Here is a 20,916-nt window from a genome sequence, read left to right as displayed (position 1 = left end):
AACTCACGAGGGCGAAATGGCACAGAATGGCCTGCACCCGGTCAGCAAGACACGACATGGGCATCGGTATTGGCGAAGGTTTTCCGACTATGGGTTTGCGCGCCAAAAAGCGGATTGTCCGGTCGTTGCGGCCGAAATTCATCAAGTTGCCGCTGCTTTTCCGGTATTGTTTCATCGGCGCGACAGCTTCGTCGAACCTTTGGCGATCCTGTCACTTGTTGGCGAAGCAGGCACACCGTTTGTGTCGCGGAATGGTATGTGGTTGGCCGGCTATGTCCCGTCGGCCTTGCGGTGTACACCATTTGAAATCGCTCCAGACGATCAGGACCCTGAGGCTCCGGTTTCCTTGATGATTGACGAAGCAACGGGGTTAGTATCTGACAACCCACAAGACGAAGCCTTTTTCACCAAAACAGGTGATTTGAGCCCCGAATTGCAAAAGGTTTGCGCCTTTCTGCAAAACCGAAGGAACGCGGGTCAACAAACTCTGGCGTTGTGCCGGCAGATAGACAAAATGAACCTGTACGACCCGCTGACCCGCCATGATGGTGTTGATCTGCCGCCTGGCTTGTTGTGTGTCAATGAGGAGCGATTGGCAAATCTGCCTATCGCGTGCAGTGTTGCCCTTCTAGCCAGCGGTGCCTTGCGGCTGATCCACGCGCACCAGCTGTCATTGTGTCATTGTGCCTGGGTAGAGCGGGCACAGCGGCAAGCCATGGCTGCCAGTACAACGCGATCCATCCAAACCAATCCCGACGTGCTGGAGTTTCTCTCTGCGATTGCCGATGACCAGCAACGCGAGAGCTTCACCAGCCACAAGGCAGTGGAAGGCTTCCATGTCGCGATTTAGAAGATACCTTCTCAAGCTGCCACTGTTGGTCCTGGCTGCCGCGATTTCGGCCTGTGTTTCACCCCCGGAGCTGACAGGCCTACAAACCTCATTTGCCAGCGGAACAGCAGGGGCCGGTGCTACTCGCCAATCCAGCGATCTTGCTCAAAGCCGTTTTGGGCAACGCGTGCGCTCAGCTGTCGAAAGCAGTCCTCATCTGGCACAAAGCGATGCCAGATTTGCGGCCGCAAATGCCGGTCAGGATGCCGCGAAGGGCGCGTTTCTGCCCCAGGTCTCCTTGGGTCTGAACGCGCGCTCCGAACGAGTTGTTTCGGATGTCGCTGATTTTTCACCGTACCTGCGTGTTTCGCAACTGGTATTTGATGGTGGCGCGGCGGCGGGGGATTTGGCTGCGGCACGCGCCCGGATTTTTGAAAGTCAGGGGGACCGTCTGCAAACGGCCTCGGCAACGGCGCTGGCCGCGATCGAAACATATGTGACAGTTTTGGACCGCCGGAAGATTCAAGACCTGACCGCCAGGAATGTCGAGGTACACCAACAGCTTGTCCAGCAGATTTCGCAACGGGCGGCCAGCGGCGCAGGATCGAAGGCGGATGTTCTGACCGCGCGTTCCCGCATGGCTGACGCACAAACACGCTTTGCGGATGCAAAAACGCGCACGGCGCGCGCCGAGGCGCGATTTGTTGAAATCTACGGAACAGCGCCCGGAGTGTTGGCCCCGGCCATCCCCGCTCCGCCGCTGTCACGGAGTGACGCACAGATCGTGGAGGCAAGCCCTCAGATCCGCCGCGCAGATGCTGCTGTTGTGGCCGCGAAGGCAGAACTTGCTGCCGCTCTGGCCCGTCGCCAACCGGATATAAGACTGGCCGCTTTTGCCAACAGGGACGATAGCCGGGATGCGAATTACGGTGTCGATCTGGCAGTTAACTACGAAATCGACAGTACCGGGAAGCGACGTGCGGCGATTGCGGCTGCGGAAGCGCAGGTCCGAGATGTCGAGTTTTCCCGTGAAAGTCTAAGCCGCGAAATATCCCGGGAATTGGGGTTCATTCGTTCGGATCAGAAAGCTGGCGCCGAACGCCTGCAGGCCGCGCGCCAGGCCGCCCAAGCAAACGCCGACAGCATCAAGGCAGCACAAGCACAGTTTTCAATCGGGCGACGTACTCTGATCGAGATTCTGGATGCACAAAGGGATTATGTGAACGCGCAAGAACGACTGATCCTGGCAGAGCAGAACTACTTTCTGACAAATTATGCGGCGCTCAGCCTAACCGGGGATATTCTTGATCTTCTTGGTGTCACTCTGAACAACAGGATTGGGCAACCATGATGCAGGCACAATCGGGTACACGCCCCCACTCTTTGACGGCAATGGAGGTCTGCCTCCTGCACGTCGCCGCGCATCTCGACCGCCCACTGACATTGGCAGCGGTCCAGGCGACACAATCCGGCGACGGTGAACTGACAATCCGGGATGTCATTACAGCCCTTAACAGAGCGGACATGCAGGCCGCGTATGGCAAACGGAAACTGGCTGCTTTCAACAATCATCTGGTACCGGCGATCCTTCTCTTGGAAAATGAGCGTGCAGTGGTCTTGCACGGGCGAGCATCCAACGGCGATTTACTGATCTTTGATCCGGAACTGGGCCGCGAAATCGGAGAGATACTAGAAGCCAGCCTTTCTGAAACATACACCGGATATGCAATTCTGGTGCGCGGTATCCATCAGGAGGAAATTGGTTCGATCAGCAACGATTGGAAAGGTCATTGGTTCTGGTCCGCCCTTGCCGCCAATCGCTGGTCATATATTCAGGTGGCGCTGGCAGCCGCCCTTGCCAATCTGCTTGGGCTGTCGACATCCGTGTTCATCATGGTCGTTTACGACCGGGTTCTGCCCAACGAGGCGACGGAGTCCCTGATCGCCTTGACCGCAGGCGTTTGCCTAGCTCTGATTTTCGACTTTGTGCTCAAGCTGCTACGAGCCGGGTTTATTGATGCAGCGGGAAAGCAGGCTGATCTGTTCATGGGGCGGCGTGTATTTGACCACTTGCTGAACATTCGTATGAAGTCCCGGACCGGGTCATCTGGCGCCATGGCCAGCACCGTCCGGGAATTCGAAACACTGCGCGAATTCTTTACATCGGCAACGCTGGTCGCAGTGGTGGATTTGCCATTTATTGGGCTGTTTGTTTTCGTCATTTACATGGTCGGCGGCCAATTGGCCCTGATCCCCGCACTTGCTGTGCCTGTCGTCCTGGTGACCGGGTTGATCGTTCAGCCTGTTTTGTCCCGTCTTGCGGAAAACAGTTTTGCTGATGGGCAATCCAAACAATCGGTTCTGGTCGAAGTTCTTTCCGGCCTTGAAACCATAAAGACAACCGGAGCGGCGCGGCAAATGCGGTCCCGTTGGGAACAGGCGATGGATCGTCAATCCGCGCACGGCATGCGCAGTCGTGCCGTCACGCAATTTGCGCTGAATTTGACCGGGTTTACCCAACAAGCCGCTCAGGTGTTGATAGTCTTCTACGGCGTTTTTCTGATCGCGGACGGTGAAGCGAGCATGGGGGCACTGGTTGCTTCGGTCATGCTGACAGGACGTGCGCTGGCTCCTCTGGGGCAGTTGGCGCAAACCCTGACGCGGATCAATCAGGCGCGCAGCGCATATCGCAATCTCGATTCTCTGATGCAGGCGGAAAGTGAGCGACCGCAAGGACGAAGCTGGATCAGTCGCAAAGGTTTCGAAGGTCGCATTTCCTTCAACAACGTGCATTTTGCCTATCCTGACCAGACAAACGACTCTTTGGACGGCATTTCTTTTTCGGTTGCTCCGGGCGAAAAAGTAGCAATCCTTGGCTCGATCGGTTCGGGCAAGAGTACAATTGCGCGTCTTTTGCTGGGGTTATACGAACCCAAGACTGGTTCGGTTTCGTTGGATGGAGCGGATATTCGACAAATTGACCCCGGTGATCTGCGCCGAAACATTGGGTCCGTTCTTCAAGATGTCTGGTTGTTTTCCGGTACCGTTCGCGAAAATATCGCCAGTGGGGCGATCCGCCCCAACGATGAAGATCTGCTGAAGGCCGGACGGGTTGCGGGTGTCGAAGATTTTGTGGCGCGCCATCCCGGCGGCTACGATTTGAAACTGGCTGAACGCGGCGAAGGTTTGTCCGGCGGGCAACGGCAGGCGATTGCGCTGGCAAGGGCCTTGGTCGGTCGCCCGCCAGTCCTGCTGTTGGACGAACCAACCAGCGCCATGGATGTCCGGACGGAAGCGGACGTCATCCGGCGGCTAAAGCACGCAACCAGTGACAGCACAGTCATTGTCATCACGCATCGCACAAGCTTGCTGAACCTAGTTGACAGGGTGATCGTTCTCGAAGGCGGCAAGATTGTGGCTGATGGTTCGAAAGGCCTACTGACTCAATATGCAAACCGCAAGGGGAGGCATCTGAATGTCGCGGCATCCTGATCTTGCGAAACTGGCCCGTGAGATGCAGGGGCGTTCCCCGCTGCGGGGGTCTGCCTTGTTAATTCTAATTTTGTCCTTTTTGGTCGCGGCAGGTTTCTGGGCGCATATCACCGAGCTTGACGATGTAACCCGCGTGGACGGTCGCATTGTCCCATCGGGTGATTTACAGGTGATCGAGGCTACTGAACCGGGTGTTCTGCGGTCCCTGAATGTTCAGGAAGGTCAGCTGGTAGACGAGGGAACTCTTCTGATGGAGTTCGATACCACTCAGATAGCGAGTCAATTGGGTCAGGAACAGCAGCGTGCCTTTGGTTTGATGGCGCGGACGCAGCGGCTGCAGGCGGAAATCGACGGCACCGAATTAGAGTTCAAGCCTGTGTTGTTGAAAGACGCGCCAGCGGTCATTCAATCTGAAACGGCGCTGTTTCAGGGGCGACAGTCTGAGTTGCAGGCGGAGATCGCCATCCTTGAACGCCAACGCCAGCAACGCCGTCGCGAGTACGAAGAAGGACTGGTGGATCAGTTTACGGCCGAGGAAACGCTCAAGGTGCTGGCCGAGGAACGGTTGATTATGGAACCATTGGTCGAGCAACAGATGGAGCCGGCGACGACGCTGCTTTCCTTGCGTCGCAGTGAGGCGGAATGGAACGGGCGCAAGGTCAGGGCCGAAGCGGTGACCAACAGGTTGAAATCCGGTCTCGACGAAATTGATGATCGCATCCGGGCGACACGCAGTCGGTTTCGCAGCAGTGCCCTTACCGATCTGGCGCTTGCGACAGCAGAGCTTGCCGCGCTGCAACCTGCCTTGCCTGCGTTGCGTGACCGCGCGGCACGGGCGCAGATCCGAGCCCCAGTGCGTGGTATTGTCAACCGGATACACCGGTCAACGGTTGGCGGGTTGGCCCGAAGCGGCGAAGAGTTGATCGAAATTGTCCCGCTGGACGACTCCTTGCTGGTTGAGGCCTATGTCCGCCCTGAAGACATTGCTTTTTTGCACGCCGGACAAAAAGTGAAAGTCAAGATAACGGCCTATGACTTTGCCCGCTACGGCGGACTGGACGGCGAAATCTTCCGCATTGGTGCGGATACAATCAATCGATCCGACCGAAACGACGAAGAGGTATTTGTGGTCGAGATTCGAACCGGTGGCACAATGCTGGACGGCAACGGTGCAGAAATAGAGATCATCCCCGGCATGGTTGCCGAAGTGGATATTCTCGCCGGTCGAAAGTCAGTCCTCGACTATCTCGTCCAGCCTGTGGTCAAAATCAAGGACAGGGCATTGCGGGAATAGCACCTACCGGCGCTTCCCGTTATTAGCCGCGCCAGATAACGCATGCCATAACCCGAACCCTAACTCCAAATCCCGGAGGCTTGACCTAGTGGATCAGGAGGCAGGCTGCTTGAACTGCTGGTCAAACAAACGCCGGAATGCCCCGTTACGCTGCATCAGGTTGTCGAGATTACCCTGTTCGATCACCTCTCCATCCTGAACAACCATTATTTTGTCGGCCTCCAACACAGTCGATAACCGATGCGCGATCACGATCGTGGTGACATTTTTGGTCAGTTTGTCGAGCGCTTCTTTCACATAGGATTCTGATTCCGCATCCAATGCGCTGGTTGCCTCGTCAAGCAACAGAATTTCTGCCTGGCGCAGGATTGCACGCGCAATTGCCAGGCGTTGCTTCTGCCCACCGGACAGAAACGCGCCATTTTCACCTACTTGCGTATCATATCCGTTTGGCAATTCGGTAATAAAGTCATGGGCATGTGCCGCGCGGGCGGCTTCCATGACTTCTTCAACCGTTGCGTCGGGACGTGCGTATCGAAGGTTGTCCATTACGCTGGCGGAAAACAGGAACGTGTCTTGCCCGACGTAAGAGATTTTGCGCCGCAACGAAGCGAAGCTCACGTCCATGACATCTTGACCGTCGATTTCGATGCGCCCCTGATCCGGATCATAGAAACGCATGATCAGGCCAAAGATGGTGGACTTGCCACCGCCAGACTGCCCGACCAGTGCAGTGGTTTTCCCCGCTTCAAAAGTTAGGTCCATATTCTTGAGAATGGGCAAGGAGCCCTGATAGCCAAAAGTGACGTCATGCAACCGAACCTCGCCGGGCCCAGGACGCAGCTGCACGGGTTCGATGCTTTCGCGCATCGGATCTTCCTGGTCCAACAACTCGAACATCATGCCGATTGGCACCAATGTCGTCTCAATGACCACGCGCATCTTGGAAAGTCGTTTGGCCGGTTCATAAGCCATCAGCAAAGCGGTGATGAAAGACATCAGTTGCCCCGGTGTGGTCGGCTCACTTCCTGCGATACCAATCGTGCTGATGATCAGAATGGCCGCGATCGCTATACCTGCCAGAAATTCCATCAATGGGCTGGCGATCGATTGCAGCCGCGAAATGGAGTTGGCACGGTTTTCGACCGCCCTGATCGCGTGGTTCATGCGATCGGCCATGTGGTCTTCCAGCGCAAAAACCTTGATGATCTTGATACCCCCCGAGGTTTCCTGAAGGACTTTCATGATCTCTGCCAGTGACTTCATTTCGGACAGCATGATCGCACGCACGCTCTTGAGCAAAACTCTGACGCTCAGCAGGGCGATTGGTCCAACTACGAAGAACAGGACCGACAAAACCGGTTGTTGATAGACCATCACAAATACCAGACCAACAAGGGTCAGCGCATCGCGAACAAAACTCGTGACCACGACATCAACCAGGCGCCTTGCAGCCAGAGCACCCTGTGTCACGATCATCAAAAGATCAGAGGATTCCGTGTCGGCAAAGAATCCAACACCTCGTTTCAGCAGTTTCGCATATAGCTGTTCCTGCTGAACGGCGATGATCCGGTTGCCCGCGCGAGCCAGAAAAACAGACTGAATGTAGGATGCAGCTGCTTTGGCGAAAAACAGCCCCAAAATCGCCAGCGCGACGAGATAGACCTTTGAGCGCGCTTCCGGCGTCGTCATGGCGTTGACGATGTTTTCCATCATCCAGGCGGTGCCCGCAGTTGTTCCTGCGACAACGACCATTGCGGCCATTGCGATGCCGTAAAGCCAACCCTGGCTGCGCAAACTGCTGCCAACCAGTCGGCCTATGTGGCCGGATCGCCATTTTTCCCAGAAATCTCTGACCATTCTACTCTCCAGGCCCTCACTTGCCTTCGACACCTGCTGCCGACGCGATACTTCGATAGGTCGGAAACGATCTCGTCGCCTGTCTTTTCAGGAAAGACGGGTTGGTGTTAGTTAAGCGGGACGGTTACAAGAATCCATAGCTGGCCCAAAGATAATATTGGACATCCTCCAACTATCTGAAAAAGAAATGAAATTCGAAAATCTCAAGCAGGCGCAGTTGGGAAGATCGTGGGCTGAGCAAATCATTGCCAATCAACTTCTCCCAAAAAAATGTACCCGGCACCGTAAATTGTTTTGATAAGGCGCGGATTTTTTGGGTCTTCGCCCAGTTTGGTGCGCAAACGCGAAATTCGCACATCCATTGCCCTGTCGAAACTCTCACCTGCGGCGCCGCCTAAAGTTTCCTGCATCTGCCCACGACTGATCAACCGTTTCGGGCTTTCCAGAAACAGGCGCAGAACCTCGCCTTCGGCATGGCTGAACGGAGTTTCCGAACCGGTTCCGTCCACAAGAACATAGCGATCGAAATATGCGGTCCAGCCATTGAAGTATGCCACTTCCGACTGGGGAGACTGGGTTCTCGGTGCGCGCAATCTTGCACGGATTCGGGCGACAACTTCGGCAGGATCGAAAGGTTTGGTGATATAGTCATCAGCCCCAAGTTCCAGCCCGGTGACGCGATCCTGTACCTGCACCCTGCCCGAAATGATAATTACGGCGGCCCCCTGTTCCAGCGCCAGTCGGTGTACTAACGCCAGCCCGTCTGTATCCGGAAGCGACAGATCAACAAGGCAGACGTCCGGTGTCACCCTTTTCAGCGAGGCTTCGAATTCGCGGGCACGTGAAAAGCTTTGTGTGCGGAATCCGGCCTCTTCCAGCGCATCCGTCAATATGCGCCGTATTTCGGGCTCGTCATCAAGGATGGTCACCAATGGTTGGTTCATCAGGCGGCCTCGGTTCGGATCAGTGCAGACAATTGTGCCCGGGAGAACGGTTTACGCAACACCGGCGCCAAAGCAAGCGCTTGTCGATGCAGAGGGTCGGAATAGGGCAAGGATGTCATCAGAATACAGGGAAGGCCAGGCTTTAGCCGCTCAAGCAGATCAATCCCGGTGGCCGGTCCATCAAGCCGGATATCGGACAGAACCAACGCAATATCGTCAATATCCAAGATCAAACCGAGCGCTTCATCAACTGACGTGGCCTCGATCACAGAATAGCCGAGATCAACAAGCAGGTCGCGGAACTGGCAACGCAATTCGTCGTTATCCTCGACAAGCAGGACAAGACCGCCGCGACCAGACGGGGCAGGTCTATAAGGCAATCGCATGACAACGGATGCACCTGATTGCGTGTTGCGCAGGTTCAGGTCTCCGCCAGCCAGTTTGACGGTGTCATAAACCATGGGAAGGCCTAACCCCGAACCGTCGCTGCCTTTGGTAGTGAAAAACGGGTTAAGAGCCTTTTCCAAAGCTTCGGGTGAAAACCCGGGTCCGGTGTCGGATACGGTGATTTCGGCCCATATCCGTCCGATCGCATGGGCGCTGATGGTGATCTGACCGGAATTGCCGCATGCGTCACGCGCGTTCAGGACAAGATTGAGCATTGCATCCTGAACCATACCCGGGTCGAGCATCAGCGCCTCGTCCGGCAATGTATTGACCACCGACAGCCCCACCCCCCGCGGCAACGATGGCGAAGCAAGAATGCGAAGGTCTTCAAGCAGCCCTCGCATGTCGGTCGCTTTGGGTTGGGGTGTCCGGTTTCCCGTCATATCCGCGATCCGGTTCAGCAATTGTCCGCCACGGCGCGCTGTCTGTTGAGTGGCCGAAACAAGTTCCTGCGCCTCTTCGGGCAGGTCCATCTTGTTCAGCCGCGCCTGCATCCCCAGAATGATCGTCAGCAGGTTTGAAAAATCATGTGCCATGCCGCTGGTCATCTGTGCCGCCATTGCGCGGCGACTGGCCTGTTGCAAGGCGACCCTGGCTTGCGTTTCTTCGGTCACGTCGACCGACATTATGTACACGCCCCCTGCCCCGTCCGGGGTGAAAGAAACCCGTATCCGGCGCGAATCCTGATCCTCGGTAAACTCAAAAACCGAAGTTTCGCCGCCATAGGCGCGTTCCAGATAGGGTTCGACCCGTTCAAACGCTGAAGGACCCAGCGCCTCGGAGATGTGCAGGCCTGCAATTTCAGACGGTCGGCCCGGCATGACGGAACTCAGGCGGCGGTTTGAGTAGTCGTAGATACCGTCTCGTCTGAGATGAGCGATATGGGCCGGCATCATCTCCGTCGTCAAACGGGTGCGGGCCTCAATCTCGGTCAGTTGGCGCTTTGCCTCTTCCAGAGCTGAGTTGGTTGCGGCCAGCTTTCGGTTCGCGGCTGACAATTCCTCGGCATGGCTCAGCAACTGTCCGGACAGTTCCTCGGACCGTGCGCGCAGCAGGTTCTCGGCCCGTTTTGTGCTGGTGATATCTGTATACACTGCGACCCAGCCGCCTTGTGGCAACGGTGCCCCCTCGATCGAGATAACCTGTCCGTTTGGTCGCGCCCGTTCCATGTAATGCGGTTCGAAATTCAGCGCCTGCTCGACGCGGGCCTTCACCATTTCGTCCACATTTCCGTCGCCGCCATATTCCCCTCGACTGGCGAGGAACTGAATGGTGTCGTGAAACAGTGCGCCGGGGCGGACCAGGGTGTCGGGCAGATCGAACATTTCCTGAAAGCGGCGATTGCTGACGACAAGCCGCAATTGGCTGTCGTAAATCGAAAGGGCCTGGCCGATCAGATTGAGACCGGCCATGGTCATTGCTTTCATATGCTGTTCGGTGGTGTCCAAGACAGTTCTCCCCACGGAACAGGCGTAACATCAGAACCCCCGCAGGTGTAGGGGGCAGAGATGCGACAAAAACAGGCCGGACCTGCCTTGGGCTCATGATCACGCTGCACTGCCCTAGTCTGGATAGCGCTCTTTCGACTTGGCACCCTCTGGCGTCAGAGAATAAAGGGAAAGCGTGTGGTCCGCATTGCGCATGCGGTGCCGTAGCATCTGACGCCCAAGCCGGCCCAGATCCGAAGCGAATTCGGGATTGTTCGCGACATTCTCAAGCTCACCCTTGCCGGCATGGTCAAAAAGGATCGGAGGCAGATCAGCGGCGAACTCAACCAGCGTGAACCGGTCGTCCCGAAGAATGCTCAGGTTCGAGTCGCTGTTGCCGGTTCCCAATTGCTGCTGCCACAGAGTTGGCTTTTCAGGTTCTGAAAAATCAAGCTCACTGAACGAATACCTGCGCCAGTCGTCGGGAGCATCACCCTTCAGCAGCGGCACAAGCGAGCGTCCGTCCATCGAGTTCGGAACTGATTTGCCCACCCAGTCGAGAATGGTTGGGGTGACGTCCACAGATTCCGTCGGCACATCGACAACCGAACCCGCGCGGGCTGAATTCCCCGGCATCCTGATAATCAGGGGCGTATGATAGGCGGCATCAAACACCGTCATTTTGCCCCAGGTATGCCGGTCGCCCAGCATCTCGCCATGGTCGGCGGTGATCACCAGCAAAGTGTTCTCATATTGCCCGCTTTCCTTCAGGTACTGGATTACACGGCCGACGTGATGATCGACCTCGGTCGCAAGACCCAGATAGACGGAACGCAGTGTTTGAACGTTTTCCTGTGTCGGTTCAATTTCCCCCATGCCCTTTACAAAGCCGGTGGCCGTTTGGGATTGCATCGAAGGGGCAAAAAACGGGTGCAGCGCCGCTTCGGCCTGCTGGTCCGGGAACCCGGCAGGAAAAGGCAACTCGGCAGGATCGTACATGTCATTATACGGCGCAGGTGCAACAAGCGGCGGGTGCGGCCGGATATAGGTCAGATGGGCGAACCAGCTCTGTTTGTGGTACGCGGCGATACCATTCAGAAAAGCGTCCGTCAGAAAGGCCGTGTCACTGTCTTCGGCCCGGTACAACGCGGGGTCGTTCAGTTTCGGCGTGCTGCCAGTTGGTGATACGGGCTTGTAGACATCCCAGTAATCGTCGAATGAATAGCCCTTTTGCATCAGATGAGATTGCCAGGGAAAAGATTCCTCGAGCCGCATTTCGACCACCTCGTGAAACCCCTGCATCGGGTACTCATAAGACTTGAGCGACGGGTCGTTGGAATCAAACACGCGCGGATCTGCTGACGTGTCGGTGTAGCCGAACAACATGGGCAGATATCCGGCCTTGCGCATCTCGGTCGCGACATTGGGAATGTCGTGGCGCAGTGGCGTTCCGTTGCGGACAGAGCGGTGGTTCATCGCGTACTGACCGGTCAGTATCGAAGCCCGGGACGGGCCACACGGGTTGGTCACCGAGAAGTGGCGCGTAAAGGTGACCGCATCGCTCATGAACGCGCGCAAATTGGGCAGATCCACATGGTTCGCCAATGCGCCGGTTAGGCAATCTGCACGCAGTTGGTCGATGATTATGAATAAGACGTTTCCTGCCTGTGACATGTCCGCAATCCTGTTTAGCCACGCTTCTGTCTGGCGCGGACTTTGTCTTGGTTCCGACGCTCGTGCAACACGTTGACAGATTTTTTCAGAGCGAAGCCTGTCAAAAACGAAGCCGAGAGAAAAAGGCCGCTTTTCAAGGGGCAGAGCGGACGCTATGGCTCAGACATGACGGATTTGATTTCGCTTTACGAGGCCCGCATTGCCGATGGCAGCCTGATCAGGGATGACGCGCAGGAGGCCGTTCTGCCACAGTTCGAGCGTATTCGCGCCACCCTAGCCGAACCTGTCAAACGCGGTTTCTTCCGCAAATCCCCCCCTGCCCCCAAAGGCCTTTACCTGTGGGGCGGCGTCGGGCGCGGCAAGTCCATGCTGATGGACATGTTTGTGGATGCGCTGGAGGATATTCCTGCACGGCGCGTGCACTTCCATGCTTTTATGCAGGAAATTCACGCGGGTATGCACAAGGCCCGAAAGGAAGGGGTCGAGGACGCGCTGGCACCCGTTGCCGAGGCAGTGGTCAAATCAGTCCGATTGCTGGCCTTTGACGAAATGCAGATCACGGACATAACGGACGCGATGATCGTGGGCCGCCTGTTCGATCTTTTGCATGCAGGCGGGGTGGTCGTAATCACCACGTCGAACAGGCACCCGGATGAGCTGTACAAGAACGGGCTGAACCGGCAGCTGTTTCTGCCATTCATCGCGCATATCAAGGAACAGCTTGAAGTCTGGGAGCTGATCTCGCCCACCGATTATCGACAAAACCGACTGGCGGGTGAGCCTGTGTATTTTACGCCGATCGGGCCCGAGGCCCGGCAGAATATCCGGGCGGTTTGGAATGACCTGTCGGGAGGCGCGGCGGAACCACTGGTGTTGAAGGTGAACGGCCGGGCCGTTGAACTTCCGGCCTTTCGCAATGGCGTAGCGAGGGCCAGCTTCTATGATTTGTGCGGACGTATGCTGGGCCCGGCAGACTATCTGGCCATTGCGGAAGCGGTGAAAGTGCTGGTTCTGGAAGACGTGCCGCGCCTGTCCCGCAACAACTTCAACGAAGCCAAGCGGTTTGTCACTTTGATTGACGCCCTTTACGAGGCCCGGGTCCGGCTGATCTGCTCGGCGGCGGCCGAGCCCGAGATGTTGTATGTGGAAGGTGAAGGAACGTTTGAATTCGAGCGCACCGCTTCGCGCCTGCGGGAAATGCAGGATCAGGACTGGGGGAAATAGGGGGCTCTGCGCCCTCGCCCACAGCGCGCTCCGAGGTTTTCCAAACAGAAAAACAGCTAGCCGTTTTCGCGCAGGATGTTGCCCGCCAGATAGAGCGAGCCACAGATCAGGACACGCGCCTGTGGATCTTTGTCTGTTATTGCGCTCAAGGCTGCCGCGACACTTTCCGCTGTTGAAGCTGGCAGGCCGACCCTTGCGGCCGCAGCCGCGGTGTCGTCCGCGCTAAGCGTGTTGGCTTCGCCGGGTATGGATACGGCGGTCAGGCTTTCGGCCTGATCGGCAAGCGGCGCCAGATAACCGGTGACGTCCTTGGTGTTCAGCATGCCGCAGATCATGTGTGTCGGGCGTTTGGGCAGTTTCGACAGAACGTCGGCCAACGCGACACCAGCGGCAGCATTGTGGCCCCCGTCGAGCCACAGTTCAGCGAGCGGAGCCTGTTCTGTCAGTGGACCTGTTTTCAGGCGCTGCATGCGTGCTGGCCATTCGGCTTTGGTTACGGCGGCCTCATAGGCGTCATCGCCCATTTGCAGATGGCGCAGAACCGCCAGCGCTGCGCCCGCGTTTTGAATTTGGTGCGCGCCCAGCAGATTGGGAAGCGGCAGATCGCGCAATCCTGTTTCGTCCTGATAGATCAGGCGCCCGTTTTCTTCGTGGACGTGCCAGTGTTGGCCATGAACAAGCAGTGGCGCACCCAGTCGCGCGGCGGTGTATTCAATGACCTCGAGCGCCTCGTCTTCTTGCGGGCCCACGATACAGGTCACTCCGGGCTTGATGATGCCGGCCTTTTCGGCTGCAATCTTGCCCAATGTGTCGCCAAGGAACTGTTCGTGGTCAATCGAAACCGGCGTGATGACTGTAACCGCAGGCAGGTCCACGACGTTGGTTGCATCCAGGCGGCCACCCAGCCCGACTTCAAGGAGCGTATAGTCAGCTTGCGTGCGGGCGAAAGCCAGCAGGGCCGCACAGGTGGTGATTTCGAAATAGGTGATATTCTCACCATTGTTTGCGGCGTAACACTCGTCCAGAACCGCCGTAAGGTCAGGCTCCGAGATCAGCTCTCCCGCCAGTCGGATACGCTCGTGAAAGCGGGCCAGGTGGGGGGATGTGTATGCGTGAGCTGTCAGCCCGGCCCCTTCGATCCCTGCGCGGATCATGGCTTGCGTCGAACCTTTGCCGTTGGTTCCGGCAATATGGATGACCGGCGGCAATCGGTTTTGCGGGTGGTCCAGAGCAGCCAGCAAGCGCCACACACGATCCAGAGTCAGGTCGATGATCTTGGGATGCAGCGCCATCATCCGATCAAGGATGACGTCGGATGTCGGGGTCGTCATTTCTCGCCTGCGCCCTCGGTCGAAGCTTCGACCGGTGCTTCCTCCGGCTCTGGTGCGGGAAGGTCGCCTTTGACAGCTGGCGGCAGGCCCATCAGCATTCGGGTGATGGTGATCAGTTCATCGCGCATTTCGGTGCGTTTTGTCACACGGTCAAGCATCCCGTGATCCAGCAGATATTCAGCGCGTTGGAATCCTTCGGGCAGTTTCTCGCGGATGGTCTGTTCGATCACGCGCGGTCCGGCAAAGCAGATCAGCGCGTTCGGCTCCGAGATATGCACATCGCCCAGCATCGCATAAGACGCGGTGACGCCGCCGGTGGTCGGGTGGGTCAGCACCACGATATAGGGCAGGTTCGCCTCTTTCAGCATTTCCACCGCGACCGTGGTACGGGGCATCTGCATGAGGCTCAGGATGCCTTCCTGCATTCGCGCGCCACCGGCAGCCGAAAACAGGATAAGCGGGCGTTTGAGTTTCACGGCCCCCTGCGCGGCTGCGATGATGGCGTTGCCGACATACATGCCCATCGATCCGCCCATGAACGAAAAATCCTGCGCGGCAGCTACAACTGGCGTGCGGCCGATTTCACCGCTCACGACAAGCATCGCCTCTTTCTCGCCTGTTTTCTTCTGGGCCGCTTTCATGCGGTCGGGGTATTTCTTTTGATCCCGGAAATGCAGCGGATCGTCCTTCGGCGCGGGGACCTCGACCTCGGTGAAAATACCGCCATCAAACAGATGCTTGAACCGCTCTCGCGGCGTGATTGCCATGTGGTGATCACATTGCGTGCAGACATTCTGGTTGTCGGCCAGTTCGCGGTGAAACAGCATGGTTCCGCACTCATCGCATTTGTGCCACAGATTTTCGGGCACTTCCCTGCGCGAGAAGATCGAGTTGATCCGGGGGCGGACGTAGTTTGTGATCCAGTTCATGTCGGAACCTTGCTGATGCGGTTTTGACGTCAAATAAGGCGCTACGTCAGGAAATGCAATCAGCGCCTCAGCGCAAGCCGTGCGGTTAGCCAGCAAACAATCATCATCACGAAATCCACATACAGCCAGTGTCGTATCGCGTCTGTCTGGGACATGTCATAGGGCAGAAGGAACAAGGCAAGACCGCTGAGGTTGTCAGGTATCGAGAAAAACAGCAACGCCACAACGTTGTTGAAAAAGTGCAGCGCAATAGCAGGACCAAGGGTACCCGACCGCGCGGTGAGATCGGCATTGATCAGGCCAAAAGCGCCGGCCCAGATTGCGATCAGAAGGGCGTTCTCTCCGGATGTGGCCGGCGCGTAGTGACCGGCCGCAAACAACAAGGCAGGCAGACCCATCCAAATAAGGCGTGACCGAAACCGCGCAGCCAGTGATTGCTGAATGTAGCCGCGAAACAGGATTTCCTCGGCGCTGGTTTGTATCAAAACCGCAGTCAGAGACAGCGGCAACAGCAGCAGCCACGTTTCGACAGCCAAATTGGGTTTGAACGGTGCACCCAGATTGTAAGGCGGCAGGATGAAGATCAACGCGGCCAGCAGCACCAATGCCAGAAGTACGCGCCAGAACTGGCGAACGCCCAGACGGCGGGGACCCAGGATGGTTTGCAACGTGCGGTTTTGCATCGCCCCGGCGGCCAGTTTGACCCCCACAGTAATGAACCCGAAGCTAGACAACAGTATCAACAATGCGGACGGTGTTGCCCCTGCCTGAAAGCCGGAAACCCACCGCGCGGTGCCAAGACTGAAAATCACAGAAGACAGGGTGAGGTTCAGGAAAACTGCAACACCACCAACAATCGCCAACCCGGCCGTAAGTCGCCACAGTTCCGGTCTGTCACGTGCGTCGCGGACAAGCATCTCATGGGCTGCGTATGCCGTATGTGTCGTGATTTTAGGTTCCACTGGTACTGCCGGTATCGGTGAATATGTCCTCTGGGGTTTGCGCGGCGGCAACACGATCGGACACTGTCATCAGGTAACCGGCAACGGTTTCAAGAAGTTGTACGGCGACATTAACGTCGCTTTCCACGACGGCGCGCAGCTCTCCGGCGCCGATCCTGAGAAAGGTACAATCCTGTGTTGCAACCAGATCGAATTGTCTGGCGTCCTTGGTGATAATCGAAAGATCTCCGATCAATCGTCCCGGCTCGATGACCGAGATTACCCGCTTGAGACCCTTGCTGTCGTTCCATTCCAAATTGGCCTGACCGGAAATACACAGGTAGGCCGCGTCAGGTGCCTCGCCGCGGGCAAAGATGGTCTGCCCGGCTGCGGCCTCGTACCATTGTGCGGAAAACGCCAGCAAACGTTGGTTTCTGCCATCCAACTTGGAGAACAACTCGGTCGAGGAGATGATCTTGAGCTTCCGGCTCAGGTCCGCCGTAGCGCCTTCTTCCGCTTCTGTTTGTGTTCTTGAAACACCGTCAATACGACCGTCCTTGATTTCGACGAACAGGTCATACGCTTCGGGATGGGCAAAATGATCTTCCATGAAGATCATGATTGAATCAGGCAGCAGCTCACGCAGTTTCAGGCGGGTGCGCAGTCGGCTTTCCGAATCGTGGCTGGCCAGCACCTTGTCCAGCACCAGAATGTCGGGGCGTTTGATGCCCGCCCGCGAAAACGCGGCACGCTCCTGAAAAACGGTCGGCAGGTTGTTTCCCCCCAGTCCGGACGGCAGATCGTAAATGATCGCGGCGGCGCGGCGGCGCAGCCCGGCTTCGTTCATAACTTCGGCAACTACATCTTCGATCTCGTCTTTTTTGGCCCCGGCCATGATCGAAATGCGTCCGTAAAGCGCATTCTCGATCACGGTCAGACGCGGAATGTAGAGATCCGGCGACACTGGCAGGAACATCCCCTGCATCGATTCCCGGATTCTTTCTGCCTGCGTCTTTCGAATCGTCAAAATTCTGTTCTTGTACTCGTCCGGAAAATTCGGACCAATCTGCTCGGCCGTAAGAAGGAAGGGCACGGTCATCAGCAGGGCTTTTTCCTTCTGACTGATCGCGGCATCACCCTTGGCTTTGCGACGGTCTTCGATGTCCAGCAGGCTGTGGAACATGTCGCGGGACAGGCCAAGGCGCAAAAACAGAGGATGATCCGTGCCATCCCGGCCAAATGCCTGAGTCAGCGTTTCCAGCACGGCACTGGAAATGCTCATGGCGTCATCGTCCAGGGCGTTCGCGCTGAGCATTGCCTGGAATCGATCATCTTCGGCAAGAGTTTCCGGAGAGATATCCTGCGACGGAGACGCGAACAGCAGGTTGCCGCCCAAGGGAACGGCGGGGTTGAACTGTTCCGGGTCAAATCTGAAGACATATCGGTCCAAGCCGCGCTCGCGCAGACGCTCGGCGACGATCCCGCGCAGATCAACAACGTCTTTTGCCAAAGCCGGATGCTGTTCCGGGTCGAACCGGGATCGCAAAGTACGGCGGAACATGAACTCGTCGATCCCCATCGCCTCAACAAGCTGAAACCACCAGTCGCGAATGTCGTCAGCACTATCCAGCCCGGCCAGGCTGGGGTCGACCCATTCATCCGACAGGGAATCGGGGGGGTTCCCGGCCCGCACGGCCTCGATCTGACGACGCGAAGGGGCCTTTATCGCGTCCGACTGATGTTGCGGGCGGATCCGCAGGGGCATCAGCAGATTGTCCCCCAGTGTTCCATCGAACAGGTAGGGGCGTGAATAGGCATACCCAATTCGGGCAGCAATCACTGTTTGATGCAGCGAATTGAGATTGTGACCCGCCATAATCACGTCGCCTTGTACCGGCAGCAGCTCTCTTGTCAGCAGTTGAGCCAGCGCACCACGCTCGGCCGCTTGTGGCGACTGTATCGCCACCCGGGCACCCTTTGGGATTGTCAGATCGATATCTTCAAGAATGGTCTTGCCGTCATCATCGCGGACCGTCACGTTTCGCAACTCGATGTCACCGGTCAGGTGCGGGATGGTTTCGGGTTCTCCGGAAAACAGGCTCTCGGGGATCATGTTGGCTGGGGCAAAACGCTCTATCACGATTTCCCAACGCAGCGACATGTCTTGCACCTGATTGTAGTAGGTCAGCAAATCCTTCCAAGGGCCACTCAGATCCTTGTAGGCCCCAAGTGCGGCGACCAGTGCGCCCACTGTCACCTCTCCCGTGATCGCAAGATAACCGCCGACAGAGTAGAACAGAAACGGCGTCATCTGCGTGATCAGGTTGTTGATAAACTTCATGAAAAATTTCTTGTTGTAGATCTTGAAGCGGATCTCGAACAAGATGCCCAGCCGATGGCTGAACTGCGCCAGCCGATAACGCCAGCCGCCATTGGTGCGCAGATCACTGATGCCCGCCGCACTCTCACCGATTTCCGAGCTTAGATGTCGAACCTGTTGAATTCTGTCCTTGTTCAGCAGGTTGATCTGGCGTTGCAGTTTCGGGATCAGCCAGGCCTGCAATGGGATGAGCGCGACACTGGCCAATCCGAACCAGACGCTTTGCATGAACAGAAATGTGACGATTGTCATCATCTGCCCGAATTGAAACACCGGTTGGGCAATCGCGTCGCCCATCAGCCCGCCCATCGGTTCGGCCTCGGAGGTGATCATCGAAACCAATTCGCCCTGGCTGGTGGTGGCGAAATAGGACTTCGGGAACCGCATCGTTCGCTGGATCAGAGAAAAGCGAAGGCGGCGCAGCATACGCTCGGCCAGCACGCCCTTCATCGTGTTGATGCGCATCTTCATCAACCCGCTGGCAATCACCGTTGCCAGAAATGCAAAGCACAGGATCCAAAGGTATTGGATCTGCGTCACGGTATGGCCCCAGATCGTCACCGTGTCGGTGGGCGCCCCAATTGCATCGTTTATGATCTGTTTGGGTAACTCGAGCGAGGCATAGAGAAAGGGAAACGACAATACGGTCAGCAGCAACAATACAAGCTGCTGTTTCTTTGAATATTTCCAGATAAACGAAAACAGAGTGGGTTCCATGACCGCCCTTGTCCTGAGAAATTCGGATGTGCGCTGTTTGACGGATGTTCCACTGCGATCCGGTATCAGACGGTAAGCACTGCCCCGGTCTATTGCAAGAACGGGCGCGGCTTTGGCAGAAAGGTGCGGTTCTGTCCAGCCCGCCGCAGATCACATTTCCGGAAAATTAAGCGCTGAAATGCTGTAATTCGGGTTTAACCGCCACTTGGTCTTTGACTAAACAGGTACAACTTTGGACGATAGGATCATGGGCAGTTTTCTGGATCGCTATATGCATCGCAAGTCTCTGGGGCATTGGCGCCAAGCCGCAAAGGCTGCGACCGAAACGCCTGAGCCATTGCTGCGCAGGCAACGGGATGAGGCGCGCAAATTGCGGACACATCTTGACCTGTTGATCCAACAGGCCGACGGGCGGCTGGCCCGGCCACTGATTGGTTCGGTGCAGTTTCCCAAACCGCTTGGCACGGACTGGTCCTGGCGTCCGGATTTGTGGCGCGAGCCGCTGTCCAGGCACGGCGTCGCCTCGGCCCCGCGAAAAGCGCCGATGGACCGGCAGGTAACCCTGTTTCATGATTGCGAGCAGTCAGAAATCGGAATGCGCCAAATACGCAATCGCCGTGACAAGGACCTCGCCCCATTCAGCCTTGCGATCGAGGTGTTCGGGTTCACCGGTTCTTTCCTGTCCCTGTCGGTCGAGCTCCCACCGGACGCAGCGCAAGACCTGACGCGCCAACACCTGATGCGTGTCGACACGTTGGTCGAATGCGAGCGGAACGGAGACATATTCGCACGTCTCAACATTCAGCACGGCCCAAATACGGAACAGGTGTTGCGCAAACTTGACGAAAGCCGAACCTCGAACGCAATGGACTTTGACCTTGCGCATCTGTCTTTGAACGAGAAACGTGTTGAAAAGATCTGGCTGGATCTGATCTTTGACGATCCTGGGATGAATCGGATCGTTTTGCGCGATTTGACGTTCTGCCGCCATTTCCGAGCTGACTTGTAAGGTGCTTGCCGCATGACCCTTCCCTCCCTCACATGCACACGGTTCGAAGACGGGCTTTGGCAAGGCCATCTGCAAGCCGAAACAGAACCCAAGATCGAAGTGCGCTATCTCGGTGAACCGCTGGAACAGTTCAGCGTTTCACGCGCGGATGGCGGTTGGGATCTGAGTATTCAGTTGCCTATTTCCGCCCTTTCCGAAGGGGTGCACTGTTTTGTGATCGTCGACACCGCAACGACGAACAAGCTGGGCGACATCACGGTGATCGCGGGCACTCCCGCTGCGGATAACCTGAGGGCTGAGGTGGAGCTTTTGCGCGCCGAACTGGACATGCTGAAACGCGCATTCCGGCGGATCTGCGGCAACGCGGAATAGGCCGGGCGTTCAGCCTGTCGTACCGGCTGAACCGTTAAACTGCTGT

At 56.9% G+C, this 20,916-nt stretch carries 15 protein-coding genes; 7 read left to right on the top strand and 8 right to left on the bottom strand.

Annotated features, from left to right (window positions below):
* Window positions 1-16 precede the first annotated feature (16 nt).
* From ACR1XU_RS17955 to ACR1XU_RS17940, 4 genes are read left to right on the top strand one after another with little or no spacing between them, the layout of a single operon-like run.
* Entirely contained in the window at window positions 17-850 is an 834-nt protein-coding gene (locus ACR1XU_RS17955) for a SapC family protein (protein WP_480908360.1), read from the top strand.
* Window positions 837-2,180, top strand: a complete 1,344-nt coding sequence (locus ACR1XU_RS17950) for a TolC family protein (protein WP_480908358.1) — start codon at window positions 837-839, stop codon at window positions 2,178-2,180. Before ACR1XU_RS17955 ends, ACR1XU_RS17950 begins: the two co-directional genes overlap by 14 nt.
* A complete protein-coding gene (locus ACR1XU_RS17945) occupies window positions 2,177-4,321 on the top strand; it encodes a type I secretion system permease/ATPase (protein ID WP_480908356.1) in 2,145 nt (714 codons plus the stop codon). Before ACR1XU_RS17950 ends, ACR1XU_RS17945 begins: the two co-directional genes overlap by 4 nt.
* On the top strand, window positions 4,305-5,615 hold the full coding sequence (locus tag ACR1XU_RS17940; protein WP_480908354.1) for an HlyD family type I secretion periplasmic adaptor subunit: 1,311 nt from the start codon (window positions 4,305-4,307) through the stop codon (window positions 5,613-5,615). The genes ACR1XU_RS17945 and ACR1XU_RS17940 overlap by 17 nt, the downstream gene beginning before the upstream one ends.
* 93 nt (window positions 5,616-5,708) lie before the next feature.
* On the opposite strand, the gene ACR1XU_RS17935 is transcribed toward ACR1XU_RS17940, so the two are convergent.
* From ACR1XU_RS17935 to ACR1XU_RS17920, 4 genes are all read right to left on the bottom strand, one after another.
* Window positions 5,709-7,475: an ABC transporter ATP-binding protein gene (locus ACR1XU_RS17935; protein WP_480908352.1), complete on the bottom strand. Its 1,767-nt coding sequence runs from the start codon at window positions 7,473-7,475 to the stop codon at window positions 5,709-5,711.
* Window positions 7,476-7,717: 242 nt separating this feature from the next.
* Window positions 7,718-8,419: a response regulator transcription factor gene (locus ACR1XU_RS17930; RefSeq protein ID WP_170614072.1), complete on the bottom strand. Its 702-nt coding sequence runs from the start codon at window positions 8,417-8,419 to the stop codon at window positions 7,718-7,720.
* Entirely contained in the window at window positions 8,419-10,284 is a 1,866-nt protein-coding gene (locus tag ACR1XU_RS17925) for a PAS-domain containing protein (RefSeq protein ID WP_480908406.1), read from the bottom strand. The genes ACR1XU_RS17930 and ACR1XU_RS17925 overlap by 1 nt, the downstream gene beginning before the upstream one ends.
* 144 nt (window positions 10,285-10,428) lie before the next feature.
* Window positions 10,429-11,967: an alkaline phosphatase family protein gene (locus tag ACR1XU_RS17920; RefSeq protein WP_480908350.1), complete on the bottom strand. Its 1,539-nt coding sequence runs from the start codon at window positions 11,965-11,967 to the stop codon at window positions 10,429-10,431.
* A gap of 165 nt (window positions 11,968-12,132) precedes the next feature.
* On the opposite strand from ACR1XU_RS17920, the gene zapE reads away from it, so the two are divergent.
* The gene (zapE, locus tag ACR1XU_RS17915; protein WP_480908348.1) at window positions 12,133-13,191 is read left to right on the top strand and encodes a cell division protein ZapE; all 1,059 of its coding nucleotides are present in this window, start codon (window positions 12,133-12,135) and stop codon (window positions 13,189-13,191) included.
* 56 nt (window positions 13,192-13,247) lie between these two features.
* Here the strand turns inward: zapE and ACR1XU_RS17910 are convergent, their stop codons facing one another.
* Genes ACR1XU_RS17910 through ACR1XU_RS17895 form a run of 4 tightly spaced genes read right to left on the bottom strand, consistent with a single transcriptional unit; the run spans window position 13,248 to window position 19,489 of the window.
* A complete protein-coding gene (locus tag ACR1XU_RS17910) occupies window positions 13,248-14,522 on the bottom strand; it encodes a bifunctional folylpolyglutamate synthase/dihydrofolate synthase (RefSeq protein WP_480908346.1) in 1,275 nt (424 codons plus the stop codon).
* A complete protein-coding gene (gene accD, locus ACR1XU_RS17905) occupies window positions 14,519-15,451 on the bottom strand; it encodes an acetyl-CoA carboxylase, carboxyltransferase subunit beta (RefSeq protein WP_480908344.1) in 933 nt (310 codons plus the stop codon). Before accD ends, ACR1XU_RS17910 begins: the two co-directional genes overlap by 4 nt.
* A 59-nt stretch (window positions 15,452-15,510) precedes the next feature.
* Window positions 15,511-16,413 carry a CPBP family intramembrane glutamic endopeptidase gene (locus tag ACR1XU_RS17900; protein ID WP_480908343.1) on the bottom strand — a complete coding sequence of 301 codons (903 nt, stop codon included), beginning with the start codon at window positions 16,411-16,413 and terminating at the stop codon, window positions 15,511-15,513.
* On the bottom strand, window positions 16,403-19,489 hold the full coding sequence (locus ACR1XU_RS17895) for an ABC transporter transmembrane domain-containing protein (protein ID WP_480908341.1): 3,087 nt from the start codon (window positions 19,487-19,489) through the stop codon (window positions 16,403-16,405). The genes ACR1XU_RS17900 and ACR1XU_RS17895 overlap by 11 nt, the downstream gene beginning before the upstream one ends.
* 247 nt (window positions 19,490-19,736) lie before the next feature.
* On the opposite strand from ACR1XU_RS17895, the gene ACR1XU_RS17890 reads away from it, so the two are divergent.
* Both ACR1XU_RS17890 and ACR1XU_RS17885 read left to right on the top strand, forming a co-directional pair.
* Window positions 19,737-20,498: a DUF6478 family protein gene (locus ACR1XU_RS17890; protein ID WP_480908339.1), complete on the top strand. Its 762-nt coding sequence runs from the start codon at window positions 19,737-19,739 to the stop codon at window positions 20,496-20,498.
* 12 nt (window positions 20,499-20,510) lie between these two features.
* Window positions 20,511-20,870, top strand: coding sequence for a hypothetical protein (locus ACR1XU_RS17885; RefSeq protein ID WP_480908337.1), 360 nt, complete (start codon window positions 20,511-20,513; stop codon window positions 20,868-20,870).
* Window positions 20,871-20,916: the final 46 nt, after the last annotated feature.

This window comes from Ruegeria sp. D1(2025), assembly GCF_056536425.1.
The sequence above is the reverse complement of the archived record's forward strand: the minus strand, read 5'-3'. Positions and strand labels throughout refer to the sequence as shown.

Coding starts and splice junctions, on each gene's coding strand:
- ACR1XU_RS17955 (WP_480908360.1), top strand. CDS start 17: ATGGCACAGAATGGCCTGCACCCGGTCAGCAAGACACGACATGGGCAT.
- ACR1XU_RS17950 (WP_480908358.1), top strand. CDS start 837: ATGTCGCGATTTAGAAGATACCTTCTCAAGCTGCCACTGTTGGTCCTG.
- ACR1XU_RS17945 (WP_480908356.1), top strand. CDS start 2,177: ATGATGCAGGCACAATCGGGTACACGCCCCCACTCTTTGACGGCAATG.
- ACR1XU_RS17940 (WP_480908354.1), top strand. CDS start 4,305: ATGTCGCGGCATCCTGATCTTGCGAAACTGGCCCGTGAGATGCAGGGG.
- ACR1XU_RS17935 (WP_480908352.1), bottom strand. CDS start 7,475: ATGGTCAGAGATTTCTGGGAAAAATGGCGATCCGGCCACATAGGCCGA.
- ACR1XU_RS17930 (WP_170614072.1), bottom strand. CDS start 8,419: ATGAACCAACCATTGGTGACCATCCTTGATGACGAGCCCGAAATACGG.
- ACR1XU_RS17925 (WP_480908406.1), bottom strand. CDS start 10,284: ATGACCATGGCCGGTCTCAATCTGATCGGCCAGGCCCTTTCGATTTAC.
- ACR1XU_RS17920 (WP_480908350.1), bottom strand. CDS start 11,967: ATGTCACAGGCAGGAAACGTCTTATTCATAATCATCGACCAACTGCGT.
- zapE (WP_480908348.1), top strand. CDS start 12,133: ATGACGGATTTGATTTCGCTTTACGAGGCCCGCATTGCCGATGGCAGC.
- ACR1XU_RS17910 (WP_480908346.1), bottom strand. CDS start 14,522: ATGACGACCCCGACATCCGACGTCATCCTTGATCGGATGATGGCGCTG.
- accD (WP_480908344.1), bottom strand. CDS start 15,451: ATGAACTGGATCACAAACTACGTCCGCCCCCGGATCAACTCGATCTTC.
- ACR1XU_RS17895 (WP_480908341.1), bottom strand. CDS start 19,489: ATGGAACCCACTCTGTTTTCGTTTATCTGGAAATATTCAAAGAAACAG.
- ACR1XU_RS17890 (WP_480908339.1), top strand. CDS start 19,737: ATGGGCAGTTTTCTGGATCGCTATATGCATCGCAAGTCTCTGGGGCAT.
- ACR1XU_RS17885 (WP_480908337.1), top strand. CDS start 20,511: ATGACCCTTCCCTCCCTCACATGCACACGGTTCGAAGACGGGCTTTGG.